Raw genomic sequence first — 26,370 nt, forward strand, 5'->3', positions numbered from 1 at the left:
ATAAAGAACAAAGGAATTCACATGGCTAGTACATCAAATATTCAGGTCACAATTTCTCTGTGCGATCCAGGTCTGGATGATGAGGAGTTACAAGCAGAGGTAGAAAATTTGCTACGACAGGTCAGGGAAGCTGATGGGGTCGAACAAGCGACTTTGGTGACAGTTGAAAAAGCTCCTCCCGGATCGAAATCATTAGGAGGGTTCTTGCTGGGGATGCTGACAGTTGAGGTCAATCCCAAGAACATCAAAGCTCTATTTGGTTTCTTGAGCGACAGATGGGGTGGGAAACCCATCGAAATGACTCTGAAAACCCCCGATGGTAGAGAAATCAGCGTTAAAGCTAGCAGCCAAGCAGAGTTTGAATTTGTGATGCAAAAAGCCCAGGAATTTCTGAAAGCATAGGAAGTCAAAATGGCGAAGGTAGCATTGTTGATTGGGGTCAGCGAATACGAACCTGGATTAAGCCGGCTACCGGGGGCTGTCAAAGATGTCGAGGCTATGCAGCGGGTATTGCAGCATCCTGAAATGGGTGGGTTTGACCAAGTAAAACCGCTAATAAATCCCGATCCACTGTTGATGCAGGGAGAAATTGAGTCTTTGTTCTCAGAACGCTCTAAAGAATATCTGGTACTGTTGTTCTTCTCTGGTCATGGGGTTAAAGACGATCGCGGCAAATTGTATTTTGCCACACGCATTACTCGTAAGAGTCCCAAAGGCGAACTGATGAAGTCAACTGCTGTTCCTGCCAACTTCATTCATGAAATTATGAGCAACAGCCGTTCTAAGCGACAGGTGGTTCTGTTGGACTGTTGCTTCAGTGGAGCGTTTGCAGAGGGAATGTTAGCAAAAGATGACGGCCTTGTGGATTTCAAGGAACAACTGGGCGGAGAAGGACGGGCAGTTCTGACTTCTTCGACCTCCACTCAGTATGCCTTTGAGCAACAAGGTGCAGATATTTCTGTTTACACTCGCTACATTATAGAAGGGATTGAGACAGGTGCAGCCGACTTAAATAACGATGGCTGGATTTCGATTAATGAGTTGCACGACTATGCCTACAAAAAAGTTCAAGAAGCTGCCCCCGCAATGAAGCCCAAAATCTATGCAGTGGAAGAAGGTTTCAAAATCCGTTTAGCTAAAGTTCCACTGGGCGATCCAAAGCTGACTTATCGTAAGGAAGTTGAGCGTTGTGCCACTCGTGGTGAGATTTACTCAATTGATCGCAGAATCTTAAACGAGTTGCAAGATAATCTGGGACTAACGCCTGAGAACGCTGCCGAAATCGAGGATGAAGTTCTTAAACCCTTTCGAGAGTACCAGAAAAAACTACAGCGATATGAGGAGGCTTTTGCTGAGGCAGTCCAGCAAGAGTATCCGATTAGTGATGATATTCGCGTGCGATTTCAACGTTACCAAGATATTTTGGGACTCAGGGATGAAGATGTTGTGCCTATTCGCGCAAGGTGTGTGCCACCCAAGGAAGCTCCAACTCAGCCGGTAAATACATCTGAACCCAAAGTAGCTACTCCCTTGCCAGTCCAACCTCAGTATCCTGGGGCAAGAGTTAGTCCCCAAATAAAGTCAGTTCAACCTCCAAACCCTCAAGCAAGAATCTCACAACCACAGGAATTACCTTTAACAACAGAATTCGAGCAAGGTGCTGGTACGAAGCAAGCTTCCTCAAGCCGAATAAATTGGAAGCATGTTGGAGTATACGGTGGTCTAGGTTCGTTGGTTACGATACTTTCTCCAATTATCTTTCTTCCCTTCCTGTCCCATCAGGTAACTAAGGCGAAACAAGCAGAGGCTAAACAGTATATTGCAGCTATGAACAGAGCACAACAGGCGTATTTGCGGGATCGAGGTACATTTTCATCTAGCTTACAAGGGCTAGGTATTAACCTCAAGCAGGAAACTGAAAACTACAGCTATGTTATTAGTGTCTCTGGCTCGAGAAAGCCAGCGCCGGGAAAGCCAGCGCTGGCTTTCTCAACAGCTATCTCTAAGAAAGATAGTTTGAAGGGCTATGTAGGTGGAGTATTGGTAACCACCAATAACGACCTGATAATCACTGTTATCTGTGAGGCAAATACACCTTCTACAAGTATGCTTGCTCCTCCTAACTTCTACCTAAGTATTCAGTCTCCATGCCCTTCAGGATCAACGCAGGTATTGAAGCCCATGTCTGCCCAATCTGGAGTAATCCTCCCTGGTCTGTCCATCACATCCGCCGGAGCACTACTGGGACGGACGAAGAGGTATTTATCCTCATCCTCCGGCGCGATGATCGTCAACTCCACCAGCCCAGTATCCTCCTCTTGAAACAGAACCGGATTAACAATCACATCAACCTTTAGTTTCATTAATCCAGCAGATAGCAAGCTGATGAAGTAAAGCAGCAGCAACGCCCATTGCGTCTGATTCCGATATGCCCAGAATCCTACACAAAATTAGCCGGATCTTGATCTCGCCGATGCTTCAGCAGAATCGGGGAACCTTGGCCATCACCCACCAAAGCCGCCGTTTTCTCCAACGCTTCCCTCAATCGCTTGGCGGCGTAGATGGACATATCACGGGGCACATTCACCCGATCGCGCAAATACCGCAAAGCTGCGTCAGAACCAGCCGGCGGCGTACAAACTTCGCCAGTCATCATCAAAGTTAAAGCACAGCGCAAAGCCTCATCAAATAAATTGTCCTCAGCAGGATTGACTCGAACGATATTGCGGTGGTGCTTAATGACGCGGTGAAGTGCTTCAGCGCGGGAGGTTTCCGGTTCTGGATACATCACATCCGGCAATCCAGCCCAAGGCCCATTATCCACGCGGGCTTTATTGAGAAGCATCTGAGGTTCGCCGTTTTCATAACACCCGCCCATCTGAGGTGGTAAATCGTGGACGTGGGTGTGAAAATCGCTCTGAGTGCCGCGATAGGTAGGGCGGGTTTCCATCGCTGCAAACCAGTCAGCAAAGCGCGGGTTTTCTTCCCGCATCGAGTAGCCTTTGTAGTAGTAAAGACTGGCATTCATCCGTTCGACGTAGGGCGTAAAGATGACATCCGCAGTGCCAAATTCATCGAGGAAATAAGGCCCCGGAGTGCTAGCCAGGGCTGCTTCTACCTGGGTGACGACGCTGATAAATTGGTTGCGGTTGTGTTGTTCTACTTTGGCTGAACTTGCTGGGTAGCACAGCCAAGAGCACCAGGCTCTAAACAGCAGTCGCTCTAACCGCCGCAGGGGTATTACTGCGGGGTTTTCCATGCCCAAACCCAAGGGGCCATAGACTCGTTCGAGGGCGATTAAGATGTCATCGCTTTCGGTGATGATGCGGCCGTCTAGTTCGATCGCCGGTAGCATTCCCGATGGCACTTTGCGTTTGTACCAACTTTCCTTTTCCCCGTAGCAGAACATTGTAACTTTGTCAATACGGTAGGGGATTTCTTTTTCTTCCAGCCACAGCCAGATTTTTTGGCAGTAGGGACACCAAGCATGGTTATCGCGGTAGAGGGTGACTCGCACATCGGATTCGGTTTTACCAAAGAGGCGCAAGCGGGCTTGGGCGTTGGTTGGCCCGTTGACGCGATCGACTTCAAAGTCTGTGAAGGCTTCTAATTCTGTCCAGCTTAGAGGGGTCATGCGATTTTAGATATTAGATATTAGATTTTAGATTGGAGAATTGAAGACAGCGACTGCTTCGTGGCAATAATAGAACTTACGCACCAACTCTATCTGTAGGGTGCGCTGTGCGCGCACCTTATCCCTACCCATAGCGTATTCAACTATTTTTTGGTCTTAGTGCTGAATAAGATAGTTGGTTCTCAGTTAAAAAAGGCTTTGAAGACTCAAGTCCTCACTAGAAACTTAACTACAATTAAGGCGACAGTTGGGGAGGGGGTGGGGCGTCTTGAATTTTAGCCAGTGCTGCTTTCATTTCAGGAGTGGCTAGCAACTTTTGGGTATCTGCGATTAAACGATCGCCCCAGAGGTTTTCTTTGAGATATTCTACGGTAGCATAGCGTTTGTCGAGCGTTAGAGCTGCTTCTCCCATCGCTAAGCCTTTTTCTTTGTCACCTTTGCCGTAGAGTGCTACTGCTAGAGCTAGCATTGATTCTGCTGCTTTGTCGTCGATCACGATCGCCTGTTCCCAGCGTTTGATGGCGCTATCCACATCTCCCATTTCGTATTTGACTAATCCGATATTGTTAATAGCTGGCCACAGGTTTTTTTCTAAAGCAAAGGCTTTTTCGTATTGGGCGATCGCCTGATCAAACCGCTTCAGCTTATAAAAAGCATTGCCTAAATCAAATAATGCACCTGGAGTGTCTGGTTTTAACTTTAACCCTGCTTGCAAATATTCGACTGCTTTCTCGTAGTTCGCTTTCCGAAAGTGAGCTTCTCCCAAGACAAATTTAATTGATGGATTTTCTGGTGACAGAGATTGAGCTTGCCCCAAAGCTTCAATGCCTTTGTCAAACTGCTCGACTTGAAGGTACAAGCTACCTAACAAAGTCCAAGTTTGAGCATTTTTGGGAGCTAACTGTGTGGCGAGTTCGGCTCTAGGTACCGCTAGTTGGTACTGCTGCAGTCTGGCTAGCTGGACGGCTTCTTCTGCAAGGCTCAAGGCTGTTTGTTCAAGTTGGGCCGAGTCGATTTGCAGGGTGTAAGGCAGGAGTGCCTGTGCGACAGCAGGCTCGGGCATTGTCCACAAACCGAGTGCGAGTAGCAGAGATATTAAAGGAATGCGATTAGGCACTGTACAGCCCCAGAAAAAAATATAAGGGTTTCTCGATCGCCTATAATAACTCATATTTTTGAGTTTTGATATTGCTTCTTGACTCGCCACACTTCTGGGTTTTCATTTAAATACTTCTCAAATTATATTTACACTCAGGGTAGTCGTTTTTATTCACTGTTTTATAGAGTACCGATCGCCTCACTACAAATAGGCAAAATTATGAGTTATTATAAACTTGACTGAGTTAACAAATAACGCTTCGCGGTTGACAGTTAAAGAGTTACCAAATTCTGTTTTTTTTCATAAAAAATAGTTAATTTTTCTTGGTTAATAAACGAGTTAATTCCTCTCTACAAACCTGGTAAATTGTTGATTTTCAGGAACTTGAATGCGTTAATAAACTCTGTTGAATTTTGTCTAACAATTGTGCTGCTGATAAGGAAGAAGGCAAAATTTTAGCAGATACTTCTTGCAGTAGAAAGTCGATCGCCTCGGATTCCGAATTTACAGCAGACCGATAATCCCAGACTAAAATCGGCAGTTTTACTGCCATTTGGCGCAGGTTCGACAGGGCCTGCAGCATAGCGGGGGATTCTGAGGGGGCATCTCGCAAACACAGCAAAACTAAGTCAACGCTTTGATATTGCAACTGCTGCAAAACTTCTGTCCAGCTCTGAGCGATCGACCCTCGAAATCCTGCGGTGTGGATGTACTGGATCAAAGCTTGAAAGTTGGGAGTAGAAAACTGGGAATTGGGGAGGGGAATCTCGGCATTTGTCGATCGATCGCCATATTCCAATTCTTCCGTCGGGTTCCCCCCAGAAGAGGAGTGCAAATCGGGTAAAGTCGAAATGTCGGCAAATAAAATGCTGGGCTTCCAACTCATGCCCGCAGCAACTTGAATCACTTGCCACAAAGCACTTGGCATTAACCCGGTTGGTGAAGTTTCACTGTCGTCGGGACTGCTAGTGGCTAAACAGGGAAATACCGACAATCCTTTGACTTGATTTGCCAGTTGCGTAGTTGGGGGGTCTAAAGTCACCAAGGGGAGAGAACCCAAATTTCGAGACCGACTTAACTGTTCGATAAAAGCTAAGGGGTTTTGCAGTTGACTTGTACCGTCCAAGACGATCGCATCGGGCCGCCAAATTCTGGCCACGAGTTCAGCTTGGCCGAGGTCGTCTGCTTCTAAAACCCGGCAGTAGTTGGGGTTGAGCAGTAAAGCGGAACCTTGAGACGAACTGTTTTGCGGGCTGAGCCACAACACGGTTAAAGAACTCCTTACTTTGGCGCTACTAGCATTACTGTGACCGATCAAGTCTGCCAGCAGCCGCCGCAAAGCGGGTTCTTCCACCGGCAAGATCAAAAAACCTTCGGCTCGGTTGACACTGGCCCGTTCTTTTTCGCCTCTGGTGGCCGTGACTATCGCCGGAATCGATCGGGTATCCGGGTCACTCTTGAGCAGCGTCAGCACGTCCCAACCCGAGAGCAGTGGCAGGAGCGGGTTGAGGAAAATCGCTTCTGGACTGAACCTGCGGGCTTTTTCCAGCGCTTCGGTGCCGGAACGGGCGACTATTACTTGGTAGCCCAAACCTGAGATGACGTTGGTTAAATCTTCGATATATTTGGGAACTGCTTCGACTATTAATACTAAACGAGAGCGAGAATTGGCGATCAGAGTCGGATATTGTGGTTTTAATAATTCTTCCTCAGCCGCTCCCGGTGCCGGGACTTCTTCACTGCTGTTTCCCGGAGGAGTTGGTGGCAGCAGCAGCGTAAATTGAGAGCCTTGGTTTTCTGAGGAAATAAACGAAACGTCTCCGCCGTGGAGCCGAGCTAGGCGTTGAGTTAGTACCAGTCCCAGTCCGGTTCCTTGAAAGCGCCTGGTGAGGGGGCTTTCTAGCTGTTGGAATTTCTGAAAGATTAGGTGCTGTTTGTCGGCGGGGATGCCGATGCCAGTGTCCCAAACTGTGAATGCGATCCAGCCTTCCCAAACATTCACTTTCAATCCGATTTTGCCACCGATCTCGGTGAATTTTAGGGCATTGGAAAGGAGGTTAACTAGCATTTGCCGCAGCCGCAGTTCGTCGGCAACTAAGTGGCTCAGTTCCGGTTCTATTTCGAGTGTAAATTCTATTTGGGCGGAGGGTTCTGCGTTTGCTGTACCGTCCGTTTGGCTGGCGCTGGGAGGGTTTTTTTCTTCTTGCTGTTGCAGTTGTTTTGCTTGTTCAAAGGCTCTTTGGCAGGTTGATGCTATTTCGACTGCTTCGGGAATTAGTTCTAGCTGCCCGGTTTCCATCCGAGTCAAGTCTAATATATCGTTAACTATTGTCATCAAATGCCGCCCGCTTTTATGGATTAATTTGGCGTAGCGTGTTTGGCGGTCGTTGAGTTCTCCGATCAATTTATCTTTGAGGAGGCTGGACAAACCGAGGACGGCCGTGAGCGGGGTTTTTAGTTCGTGGCTGATGCAGGATAAAAATTCGTCTTTTAGTCGGTTGAGGTGGATTAAATCTGCGTTTTTTGCTGCTAATTCTTTGGCGACTAAATGTTCTTCGGTGACATCTTGTCCCATTACTAGAATTAGCTTGTCTGAGAGCGGCTGTTTGACAAATTGCCAGATCCGTTCTTGATCTTTTTGTACGGGGCATTCGCAAATGTAGGTGTCTGGTTTGCCGGCGGTGGGGCACCAAGCTGGAGCGGTTAAGGTTGAGGGGGAGGCGGCTGCGTACAAGGGCAGCGGGCAACTGGTGGCTGCGGTTGAATCACGCGCGGCGAAGCTATCCCGCAGGGAATCGCCCGATCTACTTGCTCCTACTAGGCTCCTGCATTCTTTGGTGATGGCCTCTAACTGCACGCTCTTGTATTCGCTTGTTAAATGGCTTGGTTTGCGGGGCGAGTGTTTACCCAAATTTGCTGCTGGTTCTGGAACTGGTTCTGGGCCTGCTCCCAGCAAAATCCGCCACGCTGCGTTTTGACTGACTATTTGTGCGGTTGGGGTTTGCAATCTCAGGGGCAAGGGCAGTTTTTCCAACAGTTCGACTAGGGAGTTCAGGTTTTCCGAAGGTTTCAATCCTGCTTCTAGAAAGCGCAGTTGAGCGTCTAGGGCGGTGGCGATGGCTTCGGAAACCGGTTTTAATTCGATTTCTTTGACGACTGTTTCCTCTTCTGTGAGGCTGCATAGCGAGCTGCTGTTGAGTGCGGCGAATTGCAGCAGGCTCAGGCTGTCTAGCATTCCTAAAAATTGACCACTGGCATCTGTGACGGCGATCGGAGTGTTGGAGGGGGTGCCGGCGGTTTGGCGGTTTGGCCGGGCTGGGGTGTTATGTTCCTCTGTTTGCAGGTACTCCCAGAATTCCCTGACGCTCATAGTGGCGGGTAATGCCCTGACTGGTTCGATCGCGATCGAGCTTTCTGACAAAGGTTGCTGCCCGTCGTTTGTGCGATCGGCCGCGCGGGTCCAAAGGCTGCGGAGGTACACTAATCCCAGCGGCTGTAGCTGTTCGTTGACTACTGCGACTCGATCGCAGTTACAGGATCTGAAAATTGACTGCAGCGATTCTAGCGCACCCGTTTGGAGGCACAGCGGCACTGGCTCGATAAAATTTTTGAGACTGGGGGTGGTGAGTGGCATAACAAACCTGAGAGTCTGCTCACGAGAGCAGTAATATTTTTGATGCTCAATGTAGCTGCGAATTTCTGTATCTTATTTGTTTTATATCAGTTCGCTATCAGGCTCCGTATCTGCACCGACACCGGGGAGTTCGATGCCTACGCCTGATTTGAGGCGACTAGCAATTATTTTAAGGCTTAAGCTTAATTGCAGAAATCACGCTCAGGGTGCTTGACACAAAAACCACGGAGTACACTTTGATTCTTCTTCTGGTAGAAGCGCATAACTTATTTTGCGGTTAAGATTGGTTAAAATAAATATTGAGATGATTGTTAAAATGTTAAGTTTTTTGTAAAGGAGATATCAACTCTGAGCGATCCAGCACTTTCAGGCAACTTAGGTGGTGTACCTACAGCTTTGCTTCCTCAACTTTCTATCGGTATTTTTGTCCGCTCTGAGGAAATTGCAGCCTCTGCGATCAAGCTTTTGAGAGGCGAACGCTATACTTTAACGCACATTAAGTCGGCAGTGGAGCTTTTGGGGTTCCTTAAACACAATTATCACCTTGATTGTTTGGTTTTGGAGGTGGATGGGGCTCTGCGATCGCTTCTGGGCAAGCTGCAAGAACGATCGCTCTTTTTGCCTGCTGTGATTTTTTCGCCTCACGCACAGGTCGATGGCAGGCCCGAAGCACCATATTCAGATGGTTTTGAGGCCGCAGCCAGTACCGCCAACAAGAGTCTAGACGAAAGCTGTGCTTTTTTTTATCACCCTGCTGAGGTGCAACTGGCAATCGCTCGATCGAGCGAAATAGCTGCGGGTATCGATCAGGCGATCGCACAATTTCTGAAACTTTCAACTCCGGTTCCTGTCAATTACCAATCCGTAACGGTCGATGCGACAGCCCAATTGACTGCTCAAAGTTTGCTCAGCCGACAGCAGCGGCGACTGGCGGAAAAACTACGGGAGCGATTAGGATACTTAGGTGTGTATTATAAAAGAAATTCCCAGATTTTTTTGAGAAATCTGTCGGTACCAGAGAAGCAAAAGTTTTTGGAACAACTCAAGTCAAGTTATCGCGACATCGTTTTGAATTATTTTTCTCAAGATGCTGCGGTCAACAATCAAATAGATGAATTTGTGAATTTGGCTTTTTTTGCGGACGTTCCCGTGACTCAAATTGTAGAGATTCACATGGAATTAATGGACGAGTTTGCTAAACAGCTAAAAATAGAAGGGCGCAGCGAGGAAATATTGCTGGATTACCGTTTGACCCTGATTGACGCGATCGCTCATATGTGCGAGATGTATCGGCGATCGATTCCGAAAGAGACCTCTCAAGGTAGAATGTAGAAGGGATTCGGTATAATTTAAAAAAAAAGGTAGAAGGTAGAATCTAACAAAAAAGAAAGGAGCCGACTAACTGGCGCGCGAGCGCGAGGCGGAAATTATTATAAAATAACAAAGAACAGCGGATTTAAGACAAATAACAACTACAACTAACATCTGACAACTAATACTCAACATTTAAAAAAGTTCATGAGTCCTCTGAAGAAAACCTACGTTCTGAAGCTGTACGTCGCGGGGAATACTCCCAACTCAGTGCGAGCTTTGAAAACCCTAAAGGACATCCTAGAACAAGAATTTCAAGGTGTCTACGCGCTGAAAGTCATAGATGTTCTCAAAAACCCTCAGCTAGCAGAAGAGGACAAAATATTGGCAACCCCGACGCTGGCCAAAATCCTGCCGCCGCCGGTGCGAAAAATTATTGGCGATTTGTCCGATCGTGAGAAAGTTCTGATAGGATTAGATTTGCTCTATGAAGAACTTCGCGAAGAAGACCTGAATTCATAAGATAATCAGGTGAGAGTCAGTCGATTTTAGATTTGAGACTTCGGTTTGGCGTGAAACGTTCGGCGAGCGCTCAGTCGAAGCGTCGAGTCGCGCGAGCGTCGAACGATGTTAGATTTTAGATTTACTCCACAGATGAATCTGGGAGGTTGAACAAAAGTCTAAAATTTTTATTTTTCCACGACAGGAGTACGTGGCACGGTATCGGTTTTTGGGCGGGGTCATTAGTCAGCAGTCAGCAGTCATTAGTTATTGAGCAAGAGCCAAAACTAAAAGCTGGGTACAAAGACTCATGATCGGCGGTTAATGAGTGACAACTAAAGAATACTGAGAGTTGACAAAAATCGACATGAATGAAATTAGTCAAACGGTTCAACGAAAAGGATTGGTAACGCCAGGAGTTGAAAAAATTCGCACGATGATTGAGGGTTTCGATGACATCAGTCACGGCGGAATGCCACTCGGCAGAACCACCCTAGTCAGCGGCACATCAGGAACGGGAAAAACTTTATTTGCTGTACAATTTCTCTATAATGGAATTACCCATTTTGACGAAGCTGGAGTGTTCGTAACTTTTGAAGAATCTCCGACAGATATTATTAAAAATGCTTGCAGTTTCGGTTGGGATTTGGCACAATTAATCGAGGAAGGCAAGCTATTTATTTTGGACGCTTCCCCCGACCCGGAAGGTCAAGATATCGTAGGAAATTTTGATTTATCAGCCTTAATTGAGCGAATTCAGTACGCCATTCGCAAGTACAAAGCCAAGCGGGTTTCAATAGATTCTGTTACCGCCGTATTTCAGCAGTACGATGCAGCATCGGTGGTGCGCCGAGAAATTTTTCGCTTAGTTGCGCGCCTCAAACAAGTAGGAGCAACTACAGTTATGACGACGGAACGGGTGGAAGAATACGGCCCGGTAGCGCGGTTTGGAGTGGAAGAGTTTGTGTCGGATAATGTAGTGATTGTTCGCAACGTTTTGGAAGGGGAACGCCGCCGCCGCACAATGGAAATTTTGAAGTTGCGCGGTACAACTCACATGAAGGGCGAATATCCTTTCACTATGACTAATGACGGAATTAATATTTTCCCATTGGGGGCGATGCGATTAACTCAAAAATCTTCAAACGTGCGGGTTTCTTCGGGCGATAAAACTCTCGACGAGATGTGCGGTGGCGGTTTTTTCAAAGACTCGATTATTTTGGCTACGGGTGCAACGGGAACAGGCAAAACGCTATTGGTGAGCAAGTTCTTGCAGAACGCTTGTATGAACGGCAATCGGGCGCTGCTTTTTGCCTATGAAGAGTCGCGTGCTCAGTTGTTTCGCAATGCTTATTCTTGGGGCATTGATTTTGAGGAAATGGAAGAGAAAGGACTGCTGAAGCTGCTGTGCACTTACCCGGAATCGGCAGGTTTGGAAGACCACTTGCAGACTATTAAATCAGAAATTGCTGAGTTCAAACCTTCTCGAATTGCTATAGACTCGCTGTCGGCGTTAGCTAGGGGTGTCAGCAATAATGCTTTCAGGCAATTTGTGATTGGAGTGACAGGTTTTGCGAAGCAGGAAGAAATAACCGGCTTTTTCACGAATACAAGCGACCAGTTTATGGGTTCTCATTCGATTACGGACTCTCATATTTCTACGATTACTGACACGATTATCATGTTGCAGTATGTAGAGATTCGAGGAGAAATGTCGCGGGCAATTAATGTGTTTAAGATGCGGGGTTCGTGGCACGACAAAGGTATTAGAGAATACACAATTACTGAAAGAGGGCCACAAATTAAAGATTCGTTCAGTGGTTACGAACGGATTATCAGCGGTTCTCCTAGTCGGATTACAATTAATGAGAAGAGTGAGCTATCGCGGATTCTCCAGGGTGTGCAAGGTCAAGACGATGAGGATATTTGAGAGTTAGCAGTAATTCGTCGTTATTAAAAATAGGTTGGGTTGAGCTAGGAAACCCAACTTTTTTAATTTGAGGAGTTTGTGAACACTATAGAAACCGCGACAATGTTTTGCAAGTTCTTAATTGCTGAAATAGGAGCTTTTATTGCCTATCGAACCCAATACCTATAGTTTTTACACAGCAACAACAATACCTTGGGCAAAATCCAATACCCTGGCGATCACAAATCTCTTGAATTGCCCTTGGAAGGCGAATGCTGGCTGTATGATCAACCTCAGCTCGATTGGCAAACACGTAGCCTTGCTGGTGTTAAAGTTATAGTAGGAGGGCATTCTCCTGAACTAGCTTGGGTGCATGGCCATCGATATATTCCCATCGCCGAAAAAACTGGATTGATTTTGCCCGAAGAGCAAATTGATTTTAGAGCAAGCTTGCGGGCAATATCAGCAGTGCCTAGCAGCAGGACTAATTCTTCCTAATATCGCGGTGAATTTGTCGGCACGTCAACTCAGCCAACCGACTTTAGTCGCTAAGAGCGATCGCATTGTTGAGCGCACCGATATGAAGCCAAAATATCTATAGCTAGAGATTACGGGAACGGCAATGATGCTTAATGTTGACATTAGCTACAATCTTTTGAGCCAATGATCGGAGCATGGTATTGGGATTTATGTCGATGATTTTGGGACGGGGTATGCTGCTTTTAACAACCTGAAAAATTTTCCGGTGAAGTCGCTTAAAATTGCTCGCTCATTTGTCCGTGATTTAGCCAGCGATGTGAGCGATCGCGGAATTGCCAAAGCCATAGTTGCAATCCCAGATGGCTTAAATCTGAGCATAATTGCCGCAGGAATGGAAACCCCAGCGAAATGGGAATAGTTACAAGCGAGCGCCTAGGAAATCGGGCAGCGTTATATGTTGAGGAAGCCTGCCATTGCTGAGTCTGGTCTTCATTTAATCCGACATCCTTAATTGTTGTCTACCACTATGTGGGATCATCAATCCTCCCTCATGAAAGCGCGCAAAAGTCTTATAATTAATTTAATGCTCGTGTAGCTCAAATGACTAAAAATATTTTCTTACGGAATAATATAAAAGTGTTTGGACAAGGCACCCAGACGATGATGTTTGCTCATGGATTTGGGTGCGATCAAAATATGTGGCGTTTCGTAACACGGGCCTTCGAGAAGGATTACAAAATTCTCCTATTTGATTATGTAGGTTCGGGACAGTCTGATATTAGTGCCTACAGTTATGAACGGTATAGCGACCTCAATGGCTATGTTCAGGATGTCCTCGATATCTGTGAAGAATTGGCCTTGACTGATGTGATTTTTGTCGGTCATTCTGTCAGCAGTATGATCGGCCTTCTGTCCTCCATTCAAACTCCTAATTACTTTAATCGCCTGATTTTCGTAGGGCCTTCACCTTGCTACATCAATGATTTACCAAATTATTACGGAGGGTTTGAGCGCAAAGATATTGAGGATCTCCTCGATATCATGGAGAAAAATTACATTGGTTGGGCAAGCTTTCTGGCGCCAATGGTGATGCAGAATCAGGAGCGTCCTGAGTTAAGTGAGGAACTTGAGACAAGTTTTTGCTCTACCGATCCGGTGATTGCAAGTCGCTTTGCCGAGGTAACTTTTTACTCTGACAATCGCAGTGATTTACCCAAGGTATCAGTACCTTCACTGATATTGCAATGCGCTGATGACGTGATTGCTCCCACCGAGGTAGGGGATTACCTCCACCGCCACCTACCTAAAAGTACGCTACGGCTGATGAAAGCTACGGGACATTGCCCGCACCTGAGTCATCCACAAGAGACGATCGAGATGATTAAGGAGTATTTGAGTGTACCTCATACTACCTGATTTGTATGGCAAACATGACCTACCAGATAGACGAGCTACTCAACACGTCACCCTGTGGATTCCTCTCGTTTGCTGACGATGGTACGATCGTAATGGTCAACGCCACATTACTGCAATTACTCGGATACGAAACCGATGAACTGCGGCAACGGAAAATGGATTCCATTCTGCCAATGGCCAGCCGGATTTTTTTTCAAACCCATTTTTTCCCCCTGTTGAAGCTCGACGGTAAAGTAGAGGAAATTTACTTCTCATTAAGGTCAAAGCAGGGCAGTGATATACCCATGCTGATCAACGCTGTGCGTCGGAATCAGGGAGGAAACTTTGTCAACGATTGCATCTTGCTCTGTATCCGCCAGCGTATCCTATACGAAGGTGAAATTATTAAAGCCAAAAAAGCAGCAGAGGCAGCTATTCTGGCCCAAAAGCAAGCAGAAATAGCTCTGCGGAAACAGTACGACAAGGCGATATTACTTCAAGAAATTACTCAACACATCCGTCAATCTCTTGATTTGTCTACAATTTTTGAGATTGCTTCGCAGGACATTCGCCTGTTCCTTGATGCCGAGCGCGTCGGCATATTTAAGTTCGATCCTGACAGTAATTTTGGATATGGTGAGTTTGTCTCAGAATCCGTAGGCGAAGGATGTAAATTGGTAAGCAAAAATCAATTTAACGACCAGTGTGGTGGTGAACAAGATCCTGATTCATATCAAGAATGGAGAATGCAGGTAGTTGAAAATATCAATAATATTGACCTTCAACACTGTTACCGTGCTCTTTGGAAACAATTTCCGGTTCGGGCTAATTTAGTGGCGCCGTTGCTCAATGGACAAGATTTGTGGGGGTTGTTATGTATTCATCAATGTTCTGCACCTCGGCAATGGGAAGAATTGGAAGTTGACCTTGTTAAACAGATTGCTAATCAGTTAGCGATCGCCATTAAACAAGCGGATATTTTTCATAAGTTGCAGAAGGAATTGGCAGAAAGGCAGCAGGCCCAAGCGCGGATGAGAGAAATTAATCAACAACTGGCACTCTCTAACGAAGAACTAGCCCGCGCTACTCACCTCTTAGAACAAGTGGTAAATATTGATGGGTTGACTCAAATTGCTAATCGCCGCTGTTTTAATGACCGCTTAGAGCATGAATGGCAGCGGCTATACCGGGAACAAAAACCTATTTCTCTTTTGTTGTTTGATGTGGATTATTTCAAACGTTATAATGATTGCTACGGTCATCAAATGGGGGATAGTTGTCTGTTCAAACTTGCTCAGACGGTGCAAGAGGTAGTGTACCGTCCGGCGGATTTAGTGGCGCGTTACGGCGGAGAAGAATTTGGCATCATTTTGCCAAATACAGATATTGAAGGAGCGAGTTCGGTGGCCCAACGGATTCACGCTGCTATTCAAGCTTTACATATTCCTCACAAAACCTCTGATGTGAGCGATGTAGTTACTATTAGTATGGGTATCGCCAACTTGATTCCGATTTCGGAACTATCATCGGCTGACTTGATTGCGCTCGCCGATCGTTCACTCTACCGTGCCAAGCAGCAGGGGCGCAATCAGTCCGCGACCTGCGACTACAGTGGCGATTCGATTTTTGACACTGACGCTTAAATCAAAATAGTTGAGACCGAGGACAAAAATTTGTCCCCGGTCTCTCAAAATCAGTCCTTTGATAAATTTAAATGAGCACGGAGGGATTTGAACCCCCGACCCTCAGGACCGGAACCTGATGCTCTATCCACTGAGCTACGTGCCCTCGACTGTTTACAGTATAACACGTCTTGCGGAAAATGGCGAGTGCCGATCGCAAATTTCCTGGCCTGCCTCCAAACCGCTTGACCCATGCGGGTTAAACTCGCCCGCGCGATGATCTAATATCAGGCTGTTCTCGAAGCCAGAGACTGCAACTTTTACCTAAATGGTAACAATAATACGACAAGGGGTAAAATAATAGACTTTAATCGAGCAAACATTAGGTTCACATTCGATCGGGGTCGAGCATCTACCACAGCTAAAATAACCCGCATCAATTCGCCCTAGCTAATCGGCAGTAAATGATGCTGCAGTTAAGACAGGTTGTGCCAATACGGTTCTAGACTAAGTTCACCAAACCTCTCAATCTTATGGTTTCTAAAATTTTAGACAAATTACCGCTGCGAACTGTTCTCATAGTTCCATTTGTACTGCAAATCGTGGGAGCCGTGGGACTCGTAGGATATCTGTCTTTTAGAAACGGACAAAAAGCAGTTAATAACCTTGCTAGTCAGTTAATGAGCGAGGTCACTTTGCGTGTCGAGCAAAACCTGCAAGTTTACCTGACAACTCCCCATCAAATCAATCAAACCAAGCTGGATGCTGTCAAACTCGGGTTGTTAAATATGGAAAACTTATCAGCTTGGGAGAAATATCTTTGGCGGCAAGTACAATTATATCCCTATATCAATTTTACCTCGGTTGGCAACAATAGGGGAGATTATAGATCCGGTGAACAACTGTCTAACGGCTCCCGAACGATGAATGTGATAGAAAAATCTACTGGGTTAAATTTTAATTCTTACAATACGAACGCTCTCGGCGATCGCACTACAGTTACCACCCTTGTCAAAAACTATGATAATCGGCAACATCCTGCGTACCAAAAAGCCGTAAAAGTCGGCAAAGCTACTTGGAGCTCTGTTTTTGTTTCGTTACTAGAACCGACATTACTGATCAGCGCTATCCAACCCGTATACAGCGACAAAAATCAGCTAGAAGGAGTTTTATTTACTGCCTTGCGTCTCGACCATCTTGGGAGATTTCTCAACAATCTCAAAGTTGGCAAATCAGGTCAAACATTTATTATAGATCGCCAGGGTACTTTATTAGCAACTTCCACAACAGAAAAACCGTTTCGCACTAAAGGTAATGACAGACAATTGTTTAAAGTAGAAGAAAGCAGCAACCCTTTCACTCAAGCGACAGCTAAATATTTGACTGCAAAATTTAAAAAATTAGACCAAATTAAAAAATCAGAGTTATTGAGCTTTGAAATAGATGACAAGCGACAATTTTTAAAAGTCTTGCCGTTCCAAGACGGCAAAGGTTTAGACTGGGTAATTGTGGTAGTTGTTCCCGAAGCAGATTTCACCAAAGAAATCGATGCCAATACCCGCACAGCGGTTTTGCTTTGTTTCGCCGCTTTAGGAGTAGCTGTGGTGATTGGCATTCTGACTTCTCAGTGGGTGACAAATCCTATTTTGAGCTTAAATACAGCAGCAAAAAATATTGCTAAAGGTGAATGGGATAAAACAGTAGAAAGCGAACGCTCAGACGAATTGGGGGAATTAGCCAAGTCATTTAACAGCATGGCTCAACAACTGCAACAATCTTTTGAAACTTTAGAACAGCGAGTGCAAGAGCGGACGGCCGAATTGGCGGTAGCTAAAGACAAAGCGGAAGTAGCGAACCAAGCTAAAAGTACCTTTCTTGCTAATATGAGCCACGAATTGCGCTCGCCTCTCAATGCAATTATCGGCTTTTCCCAACTGATGACTCGCAGCCAAACTCTATCTCCAGAGCATCAAGAAAATATTAGCATAATTAGGCTCAGCGGAGAACACCTCCTTACCCTGATTAATAACGTGCTGGATTTATCTAAAATTGAATCAGGTCGCACCACCCTCAATCCCCATAAAATAGACCTCTATCGCCTGCTCAATGACTTGGAAGATATGTTTCAACTCAAAGCAGATGACAAGCACTTGCAGTTGGTTTTTGACCGCAGTCCCGATGTGCCACAATACATAGAAGCTGACGAGTTAAAGTTGAGACAAATCTTAATTAATCTGCTCAATAACTCTCTTAAATTTACCGAAGATGGCGGTGTATCTGTCAGAGTTAGCCAGCATCTGTTAGGCATAAATCAGCAGGACAAAGGGGGGAAAGTTGATAATCCTGAAACATCAAAAAATACAGAAATTACCCCAAGTAATGGTCTTAAGATATCTCAAGTTAGTCAGTCGGAAAATCAGATTTTTGTTCCCCCAAATGACGAGGCAGCTTCTACCTCTTCCTTCTTCCTTCATTTTGAAGTCGAGGATACTGGTTCCGGTATTGCTACCAATGAATTAGACGCTATTTTTGAACCTTTCGTGCAAACCAAGACAGGCAAAGATTCGCAAGAAGGTACTGGCTTAGGATTGCCCATCAGTCGCAAATTTGTGGAATTAATGGGCGGCGAAATGAGCGTCTGTTCTGCTGTTGGTAAGGGAACTAATTTTAAGTTTGACATTCAAGTTATTGCGGTCGATGCGGCTGATATTGAAAGCGCCAAACCGACGCGCAATGTTATTGCCCTGGCACCCAACCAACACACCTATCGAATTTTGATAGTAGACGACAAACCGCTAAATCGCCAATTGTTGATTAAAATCCTCCATCCTCTGGGTTTTGAACTAAAAGAAGCTAATAACGGCCAAGAAGCTATTGAGATTTGGGATAGTTGGGAACCGCATCTAATGTGGATGGACATGAGAATGCCTGTGATGGACGGCTACGAAGCTACGAAATACATTAAAAGCACTATTAAAGGTCAAGCTACTGCGATTATTGCGCTGACAGCGAGCGTTTTGGAGGAAGAACGGGCAGTTATTTTATCGGCGGGTTGCGATGCTTTTATGCGAAAACCTTTCCGGGAAGCCGATATTTTTGATTCTATGCACAAACATATCGGAGTGCGCTATATTTATGAAGATCCGGGTCAAACTAATTTATCGGCAATCAAAGAGAGCGATCGCGCTATGAGTGCGGCTGATTTCGTAAAATTGCCGGATTCACTGGTAGCTGATTTAAAGCTAGCAATACTAAATGCAGATATGGATTTAATTGATACTTTGATAGAGCAAATTCGATTAAAGGATGCAGTAACGGCAAGTGCGATCGCAACTTGTATAGAAAATTTTGAGTACGACAAAGTTTTAAAGTTAATATCTCAAACACTATCACATGAATAACGACCTTTCTAGGACCGATCGCGGTAATATTTTAGTAGTTGACGACACCCCAGCTAATTTGCGACTGCTAGCCGGAATTTTGAATGGCAAGGGCTATAAAGTCCGCCCCGTACCTAGCGGCGAGTTAGCGCTTTCGGCGGCCAAAGGTATGCCTCCCGATTTAATTTTGCTGGATATTATGATGCCCGAAATGAATGGGTATGAAGTTTGCCAAAAGATCAAAGCTGATGAACGAACTTGCGACATCCCCGTAATTTTTATTAGTGCCATTAATGACGTACTTGATAAGGTCAAAGCCTTTGCGGTGGGCGGGGTAGATTATATTACTAAGCCCTTTCAGGTGGAAGAGGTTCTCGTGAGGGTAGAAACCCATTTAGCAATATGCCAGTTGCGAAAAAAACTCCAACAGAAAAACAATGAACTTACAGTTACTTTAGACCAACTGCAAGCTACTCAGAATCAATTAGTGCAATCGGAAAAAATGGCAGCATTAGGGCAACTGATTGCGGGTATTGCTCACGAAATTAATACGCCGTTGGGGGCGATTCGATCGTCTATTGGAAATATTACCAGCTTTTTGGATAACAATCTCGAAAGTTTGCCAGTTTTTTTTAAACAACTGTCAGCAGAGCGGCAGCAAGATTTCTTGCGTTTGATGTACATTTCGAGTCAACAAAATTACTCTTTATCTACTAGAGAAAAACGGGTATTGAAAAAAGGCGTGAAGCAGCAACTTGAGTCGGAAGGCATTGACAATTCTGACAGCCTTGCTAGCATTTTAGTCAATATCGGATTGCAAGGAAATCTGCAAGAATTTTTGTCGTTGCTCAAAGATCCTGACAGCGAAAATATTATAAAAACAGCCTACGACTTTGCTAGCATTCACAGAAGCGCTCGAACGATTGCTACCGCTACTGATCGCGCTGCAAAAGTGGTCTTTGCTCTGAAAAATTATGCGCGTTACGATGTAAATGGGGAAAAAATACAAGTGAATATTACGGCTGGAATTGAAACGGTATTAACTCTTTATCAAAACCAAATCAAGCCGGGTGTGGAAGTTGTCAGAAACTATCAAGATAAATTGCCTGTGGTACTGTGTTATCCAGACGAACTTAATCAAGTTTGGACAAATTTAATTCACAATGCCTTACAAGCGATGGACAATCAAGGAACTTTAACAATTGACGCGGTACAGCAAGATACCAGCGTCCTGGTAAAAATTACTGACAGCGGTAAGGGGATTCAACCGGAGATTATTCCGAAAATTTTTGAGCCGTTTTTTACTACTAAACCTGCGGGAGAAGGCAGCGGGTTGGGATTGGATATTGTCAAAAAAATAATTGAAAAACATCAGGGTAAAATTGAGGTCGAGTCGGCACCCGGTAATACAGCATTTACAGTTTCTTTGCCGATTAATTTAACTGAGTAGGTAAAGCGTTGCAGACTGAAGTCGGGGGCTAAAAATTTGCAGTCTACCCGCGCGGAATGTAGAATTTGGAAAATGGTGTGCTTACCCATCGGGCTTCACCCTGCCAAACTAAAGAAGGAAACTAGCGATGTGTAAATCAGCAATTTTGTGTGTGGACGATGAAGTAGCGGTGTTGGAAAGTCTGGAAATTGAACTGCAACAGGCTTTTAACGGTAAATATCTTTGGGAATTTGCTGAAAGTGCTGCCGAAGCCCTAGAGATTATTGAAGAGCTATCTGAAGCAGAGGTTAAGATTCTAGTGATTGTCTCTGATTGGTTGATGCCCGGAATGAAAGGAGATGAGTTGCTGATTAAAATTCATCAAAAATATCCGCAAATTGTGACAGTGCTGCTGACGGGACAAGCAGACAAAGAAGCCATCGAACGAACACAAACTCAAGCAAATCTTCATGCTTTCATAGAAAAACCTTGGCAAAATCAAGAACTAATTGAAGCGATTAAGTCTGGTCTAGAAAATTTATGAAAAAACCAGTCATTATTTGTGTCGATGATGAGCAGACTATACTCGATAGTCTGGAAATAGACCTGCTAAAAGCCTTTGAAGATAAATATTTAATTGAAACGGCTCAAAGCGGCGAAGAAGCTTTAGAGTTGCTGTCAGAACTTTTAGCAGAACAGTATGAAGTTCCTGTAGTTATTTCCGATCATATCATGCCTAATATGAAAGGAGACGAACTATTAAGGAGCGTTCATGCTATCTCGCCGAACACTCTCAAGATTATGTTGACGGGGCAGGCAGATTTGGATGCGGTAGCTAATGCTATTAACTATGCTAAATTGTACCGATACATACCTAAACCTTGGCAATGTGATGACTTAAAATTAACTGTTACTGAGGCAATATACCGATATTTTCAAGATAAACAATTAGCTGAAAAACAAAGACAACTTCAGGAAATGAATCAGGAGTTGGCTCAATTAAATCGCAAGCAGGCAATGCTGATTGCCCAACTCCACGAAAACGAAAGTCGGTTGACGCAATACCTGGAAGCTATGCCATTGGGTGTGTGTGTACTTGATGCAAATGGGCAATCTTTCTACGCTAATCAGAAGGCGCGGGATGTATTTGGCAAAGGGGCTGTGCCGCATATTAATTCAGAGCCAAAAGCAGCCATTTATCAATTCTATAAAGCCGGAACTAATCAAAGATGCCCCGTCGAAGAATTGCCAATTATGCGGGCGCTTCGGGGTGAAAATGTGCGGACTGAGGGTGTAGAAATTCGTACAGCTAATAAGATTATTCCTGTAGAAAGTTGGGCAACTCCAATTTATGATTCTACAGGCGAAATTTCCTATGCCATTATTGCTTTTAGTGACATAACTGAACGCAAGGAAGCTGAAGCGGCGCTAATTCAAGCTGAAGAGAAGTATCGCGGGATATTTGAAAATGCTCTAGAAGGTATTTTTCAGACGACGCCGGACGGACAGTTTATCAGTGCGAATCCTGCTCTGGCGGAAATTTACGGCTACGATTCCGCGTCAGAATTAATAGAAAGTATTAATGATATTCAGCAGCAATTGTACGTGGAACCGAACCGCCGTCAAGAGTTTCTGGCGCTGATGAAACAGCACGGTACTCTGTGTGAGTTTGAGTCTCAGGTTTACTGTCGAGATGGCAGAATTATCTGGGTTTCTGAGTATGCGCGCACAGTTTATGATGCTAACGGTGAAGTGCTTTACTATCAGGGTTTTGCTAAGGATATTAGTTTGCAAAGACAGGTGGAAGTGGAACGAATCCGGTTTACTAATGATTTAGAAAAAGCTTTGGCAGCCGAAGAAAAGTTAAATGAGGCACTGTCAGAAAACGAAAGCCGATTGACTCAATTCCTGGAAGCGATGCCTGTGGGAATATTTGTTGTGGATGGTAATGGTAAACCTTTTTACATGAATTCTTGGGGCGAAAGGATACTAGCCCAAGGTTTAATTTTTGATGGGGATACTAACCAATTTCCTGAAGCTTATCATTTTTACGACGCTGGAACTAATCAATTGTACCCGAGGGATAGCCAACCGATTGTTCGGGCGTTGCGGGGAGAATTTGTGCGTATGGACGATCTAGAAATTCGTGGGTCGGATCGGATTGTGCCGATCGAGGTTTGGGCGAGTCCAATCTACGACGAACGGAAAAACATAGTTTACGCGATCGCCGCTTTTCAAGATATCACGGAACGTCTAGAGGTAGAAACCGAGCGCCGCCAATTCACAGACGATTTGGAAAAAGCTTTAGCAGCGGAAGAAAAATTAACAGATGCTTACGGGCGGTTTGTACCGCACGAATTTCTCCACTTTCTGGGATATGAAAGTATTCTGGAAGTGAAATTAGGCGATCAGGTGCAGAAAGAAATGTCCGTGCTGTTTTCAGATATTCGCGATTTCACTTCTCTTTCTGAAACGATGAATCCCGAAGAAAATTTTCAATTTATTAATGCTTATTTGTCGCGGATGGAACCGGCAATTACTGGGAATTTGGGTTTTATTGATAAATACATTGGCGATGCGATTATGGCGCTGTTTGATGGCAGTGCGGACGATGCTGTGAAAGCTGGAATTGCTATGCTACAACAGCTTAACGAGTATAATATTAGTCGCAATCGACCCGATCGCCCGCCGCTGCAAATTGGCATTGGCATCAATACGGGTTCTTTGATGTTAGGCACGGTGGGGGGCCAAAGTCGGATGGACAGCACGGTGATCAGCGATGCGGTAAACTTAGCCTCCCGCGTGGAAAGTTTGACGAAAGAGTATGGAGTTTCGATGTTAATTACTCACAATACTTTTATACACTTGAACGATATTTATGATTTGAGGTTGATCGATCGCGTATCAGTTAAAGGCAAATCGCGAACTGTAACAGTTTATGAAGTATTTGCGGCCGATCCGCCAGAGTTACGACAGAAAAAGTTAGAGACAAAGACAATCTTTGAGCAAGCTTTGGTACTCTACAATAGTGACAAGTGTGGCGAAGCTATAAGATTGTTTTCGGCCTGTTTGGAAATCAATCCTAATGATAAGGTAGCTCAAATTTATATGCAGCGGTGTCTGAAAGGAGCGATCGCTCCTGCATAATACCATTTGAGAGTGGAGATTTGAGAATTGGGAATGACTTATGCCATAAGGGTTGGGATTTTGCCTACAGTTGTATTCTTTTTGGAAACTGGTATAATCATTGTTTAGACAGGCAGAGAAACGCAAACTATTGTTTCTTGCTGCGGTACACTTTCTATTTTAAATTCTCCTCCGTGCAATTCTACAAGGCGTTGAACAATAGCCAGACCTAATCCCAAACCTGCTTGTTGATAAAGTTTGCGATCGAACTGCCTGTAAGCTTCTAGCTGGGCAATCTGATCGGTAGTCATGCCGCGGCCTTGGTCTTTGACAGACAGAATAAAAGTCTTATCTTTCACTAAAGTGCTTAATAAAACTGGCGTTCCTTCTAAAGAAAATTTGAAGGCATTGTCCAACAGTTCTTCAACAATTTTTGCGAGTCTGACAGAATCAATAGCTACCGACGAATCTTGCAAGTTTAATTGTAAATCGTCGGTTCTATTCGCGTGTTTTGCTTGCTGCCGCGCTTTTTGACTCAGCAAAGATTTTACACAGCTAAATTCGCTGTTTCGCATCTCCTTCAGCAGTTCGGGATTTGTGGCTGCTATCTCCAGTTCTGCATACAGCAAAAAGTTCTGAATCAGTCGATACAAGCGATGACCGGAAGTTTGAATTTGACCGATCATCTCTAAGATATCTGATTCCTCTAATACCTTATATTCTGACAGAATCAGCTCAGAAAAACCCAGAATTGCATTCAAAGGAGTCCGCAACTCGTGGGGCAGCGACATACTAATATTAGTGCGTAATTCGTCTAGCGTCTTTTGAGATTGTCGGCTAATTGTTTTTTGTTTTTCAAGTCTAATAGCAATGGCATTTAGCAGTTCTTGCGGCGTACACGGCTTAGTAATGTAATCGTCAGCTCCCAGTTCCATGCCCGTGCGAACGTCAACTTTATCGGCTTTGGCTGTGAGGAAAATAAACGGAATTGTGGCAGTCAAGGGTTCGGAGCGCAAAGCTTTGATAACGCCGTGACCGTCTACTTCCGGCATCATCATGTCGCACAAAATTAAATCCGGGATTTGTTCGATCGCCAATTTGATGCCGACTTTGCCGTTAATCGCTCCTATTCCTTCAAAATTCTCGGCTTCTAGCAACTCTAAAATATTCTCTCTAATCGCTTCTTCGTCTTCTATTACCAAAATCTTAACCACGGTGATAGCTCCTTTTAGTCAGTAGTTTGTTGGAAAATTCTGGGTTCCTAAACTTAATAAGTTTGTTTGTTTGGCGCTTAATTAATCGTTAAATAGCGGATATGTATAGTTGATAATTCAGTTGTTATTGACTGGGAGGGCAAATTAGAGGCAAGGTAATAGTGAAAGTTGTGCCTTTTCCTTCTTGACTGTCGATCGCAAGTTGGCCGCCGTGAAGTTCCACAGCCCTCTTCACAATTGCTAAACCGAGACCGGTTCCCGAAATAGTGCCAACATTTGGAGCTCGGTAAAAAGTTTCTAATATCCGCTCTCGATCGGCTTGGGGAATACCGATGCCCTGGTCTTGAACTTGGAAAACAGCTTCTTTGTTTTGACAGTTGAGGTGCAAGGAAACTGTACTGCCGGCGGGGGAATATTTGATGGCATTTGAGAGGACATTTCCCAAGATTTGCTGCAGCAGTTTTTCATCCATTTGAGCCTCGCAGTTGTCGCCTTCATATTGAAAGGCGATCGGGTGTTGGTTGCTGTCGTTGAGCTGCTGCTCTTCTACCAGTTGACGGCAAAATTTTTCAAGGTTTAAGGAAACCGGTTGAAACTGCAAGGTATTGGCTTCGATTTTGCCAATTACGAGGATATCTTCTAATAACTCTGTCATGCGTTTAATTGCTAATTGAATCCGCACAAAATGAGTAGATTTTTTATCTTGGGGCCACTGAGAACTGTAATCTTGCAGCAATCCAGCGGAAAATTGGATGGTTGTCAAAGGTGTGCGAAACTCGTGGGAAACCATTGTGACAAATTTAGCTCGCAGTTGTGAAAGTTCCTTTTCTCGTGCGAGGGCTTTGAGAATTTCCGCTTCTGCTCGTTTGCGATCGCTAATGTCACGGGCTTCCGCAATCAGCAGCAAAACTTGTCCTGTTTCATTTTTAACAGGTTTCAGTGAGAAATCAACTGTCATAATTTGGCCACTTTTGCCTAACAAGTCGATTTCGCTGCGGAAAAACTCGCCGCGACTTGCTTGGCCGATCGCGCATTGCAATTGTTCGGAAACCTGTGGCGACTGGGCCCAAATCGCCATATCCCAAATCGGGCGGCCCACAATACCCTCCGATCGCAATCCGGCAAAATCGAGGGCTGTCTCGTTCACTTCCAGCACAATTCCTTCGGGAGTCAGCAGCTTGGTTAGCTGAAACGATGAGTCAAAAATCGCCCGAAAGCGGCGCTCGCTTTCCCGCAGCATTTGAAATGTTTGAGAGCGTTCGATCGCATAGCGGATCGTCCGCACTAATAATTGAGTAGTAATTTGACCTTTAACAATATAGTCTTGAGCTCCCAAGCGAACTGATTCTAGGGCGATCGCCTCATCGTCCAAGCCTGTCATTACCACCATTGGCACATCAGGAGCAACTTCTCGCAGGCGAGTTAGCGTTTCCAAACCGCGGCTGTCGGGCAAAGAAAGGTCGAGCAAAACTACATCAAAGGGTTGTTTGCACAGTTGTGCGATCGCCTCATGGAGGAACTCAACAGACACCAGTTCCCACTCGACGCCCACAGATACTTCTAACAGTTCTGCAAGCAAATCAGCATCAGCCGGATTGTCTTCTACTAACAGAATTTTAATCCACATAGCTTAGAC

At 45.0% G+C, this 26,370-nt stretch carries 18 protein-coding genes and 1 tRNA gene; 13 read left to right on the top strand and 6 right to left on the bottom strand.

Going from position 1 to position 26,370, the window contains the following annotated elements:
- The first annotated feature begins 21 nt into the window (after positions 1 to 21).
- Positions 22 to 402 carry a hypothetical protein gene (locus tag QUA25_RS00260; protein WP_333034660.1) on the top strand — a complete coding sequence of 127 codons (381 nt, stop codon included), beginning with the start codon at positions 22 to 24 and terminating at the stop codon, positions 400 to 402.
- A gap of 9 nt (positions 403 to 411) precedes the next feature.
- Positions 412 to 2,322: a caspase, EACC1-associated type gene (locus QUA25_RS00265; protein ID WP_333034662.1), complete on the top strand. Its 1,911-nt coding sequence runs from the start codon at positions 412 to 414 to the stop codon at positions 2,320 to 2,322.
- Between the two features lie 118 nt (positions 2,323 to 2,440).
- Here the strand turns inward: QUA25_RS00265 and QUA25_RS00270 are convergent, their stop codons facing one another.
- From QUA25_RS00270 to QUA25_RS00280, 3 genes are all read right to left on the bottom strand, one after another.
- Positions 2,441 to 3,634 carry a glutathione S-transferase family protein gene (locus tag QUA25_RS00270; protein WP_333034664.1) on the bottom strand — a complete coding sequence of 398 codons (1,194 nt, stop codon included), beginning with the start codon at positions 3,632 to 3,634 and terminating at the stop codon, positions 2,441 to 2,443.
- Between the two features lie 235 nt (positions 3,635 to 3,869).
- The gene (locus QUA25_RS00275) at positions 3,870 to 4,751 is read right to left on the bottom strand and encodes a tetratricopeptide repeat protein (protein WP_445242179.1); all 882 of its coding nucleotides are present in this window, start codon (positions 4,749 to 4,751) and stop codon (positions 3,870 to 3,872) included.
- A gap of 358 nt (positions 4,752 to 5,109) precedes the next feature.
- Positions 5,110 to 8,367: an ATP-binding protein gene (locus tag QUA25_RS00280; RefSeq protein WP_333034667.1), complete on the bottom strand. Its 3,258-nt coding sequence runs from the start codon at positions 8,365 to 8,367 to the stop codon at positions 5,110 to 5,112.
- Between the two features lie 396 nt (positions 8,368 to 8,763).
- Here QUA25_RS00280 and QUA25_RS00285 point away from each other — a divergent pair, with 396 nt between their 5' ends.
- The 7 genes from QUA25_RS00285 to QUA25_RS00315 all read left to right on the top strand — a co-directional run bounded on the left by QUA25_RS00285 (position 8,764) and on the right by QUA25_RS00315 (position 15,606).
- Positions 8,764 to 9,699, top strand: a complete 936-nt coding sequence (locus QUA25_RS00285; protein ID WP_333034669.1) for a circadian clock protein KaiA — start codon at positions 8,764 to 8,766, stop codon at positions 9,697 to 9,699.
- Positions 9,700 to 9,885: 186 nt separating this feature from the next.
- Positions 9,886 to 10,200: a circadian clock protein KaiB gene (gene kaiB, locus QUA25_RS00290; RefSeq protein ID WP_006632119.1), complete on the top strand. Its 315-nt coding sequence runs from the start codon at positions 9,886 to 9,888 to the stop codon at positions 10,198 to 10,200.
- 346 nt (positions 10,201 to 10,546) lie between these two features.
- On the top strand, positions 10,547 to 12,109 hold the full coding sequence (kaiC, locus tag QUA25_RS00295) for a circadian clock protein KaiC (RefSeq protein ID WP_333034672.1): 1,563 nt from the start codon (positions 10,547 to 10,549) through the stop codon (positions 12,107 to 12,109).
- A gap of 412 nt (positions 12,110 to 12,521) precedes the next feature.
- Complete coding sequence (locus QUA25_RS00300) at positions 12,522 to 12,689, top strand: hypothetical protein (protein ID WP_333034675.1); 168 nt, start codon at positions 12,522 to 12,524, stop codon at positions 12,687 to 12,689.
- 78 nt (positions 12,690 to 12,767) lie between these two features.
- A complete protein-coding gene (locus tag QUA25_RS00305; RefSeq protein ID WP_333034949.1) occupies positions 12,768 to 12,986 on the top strand; it encodes an EAL domain-containing protein in 219 nt (72 codons plus the stop codon).
- Between the two features lie 182 nt (positions 12,987 to 13,168).
- Positions 13,169 to 13,984 (top strand): alpha/beta hydrolase, encoded by an 816-nt coding sequence (locus QUA25_RS00310; RefSeq protein ID WP_333034677.1) that lies wholly within the window; start codon positions 13,169 to 13,171, stop codon positions 13,982 to 13,984.
- Between the two features lie 5 nt (positions 13,985 to 13,989).
- Complete coding sequence (locus QUA25_RS00315) at positions 13,990 to 15,606, top strand: diguanylate cyclase domain-containing protein (RefSeq protein WP_333034678.1); 1,617 nt, start codon at positions 13,990 to 13,992, stop codon at positions 15,604 to 15,606.
- Positions 15,607 to 15,678: 72 nt separating this feature from the next.
- Here QUA25_RS00315 and QUA25_RS00320 read toward each other — a convergent pair.
- Positions 15,679 to 15,751, bottom strand: a tRNA-Arg gene (locus QUA25_RS00320).
- A gap of 367 nt (positions 15,752 to 16,118) precedes the next feature.
- Between QUA25_RS00320 and QUA25_RS00325 the strand changes: the two genes are divergently transcribed.
- From QUA25_RS00325 to QUA25_RS00340, 4 genes are all read left to right on the top strand, one after another.
- Positions 16,119 to 18,986, top strand: a complete 2,868-nt coding sequence (locus QUA25_RS00325) for an ATP-binding protein (RefSeq protein WP_333034680.1) — start codon at positions 16,119 to 16,121, stop codon at positions 18,984 to 18,986.
- The gene (locus QUA25_RS00330) at positions 18,979 to 20,415 is read left to right on the top strand and encodes a response regulator (RefSeq protein ID WP_333034682.1); all 1,437 of its coding nucleotides are present in this window, start codon (positions 18,979 to 18,981) and stop codon (positions 20,413 to 20,415) included. Before QUA25_RS00325 ends, QUA25_RS00330 begins: the two co-directional genes overlap by 8 nt.
- 127 nt (positions 20,416 to 20,542) lie before the next feature.
- Entirely contained in the window at positions 20,543 to 20,938 is a 396-nt protein-coding gene (locus QUA25_RS00335; protein ID WP_333034683.1) for a response regulator, read from the top strand.
- Complete coding sequence (locus tag QUA25_RS00340) at positions 20,935 to 23,541, top strand: PAS domain S-box protein (RefSeq protein WP_333034684.1); 2,607 nt, start codon at positions 20,935 to 20,937, stop codon at positions 23,539 to 23,541. The genes QUA25_RS00335 and QUA25_RS00340 overlap by 4 nt, the downstream gene beginning before the upstream one ends.
- A gap of 104 nt (positions 23,542 to 23,645) precedes the next feature.
- On the opposite strand, the gene QUA25_RS00345 is transcribed toward QUA25_RS00340, so the two are convergent.
- Both QUA25_RS00345 and QUA25_RS00350 read right to left on the bottom strand, forming a co-directional pair.
- Positions 23,646 to 24,734, bottom strand: a complete 1,089-nt coding sequence (locus tag QUA25_RS00345; RefSeq protein ID WP_333034685.1) for a response regulator — start codon at positions 24,732 to 24,734, stop codon at positions 23,646 to 23,648.
- A gap of 124 nt (positions 24,735 to 24,858) precedes the next feature.
- Positions 24,859 to 26,361, bottom strand: coding sequence for an ATP-binding protein (locus tag QUA25_RS00350; RefSeq protein ID WP_333034687.1), 1,503 nt, complete (start codon positions 26,359 to 26,361; stop codon positions 24,859 to 24,861).
- Between the last annotated feature and the right edge of the window lie 9 nt (positions 26,362 to 26,370).

It is taken from the genome of Microcoleus sp. Pol17C6, from assembly GCF_036701145.1.
Lineage (GTDB): Bacteria > Cyanobacteriota > Cyanobacteriia > Cyanobacteriales > Microcoleaceae > Microcoleus.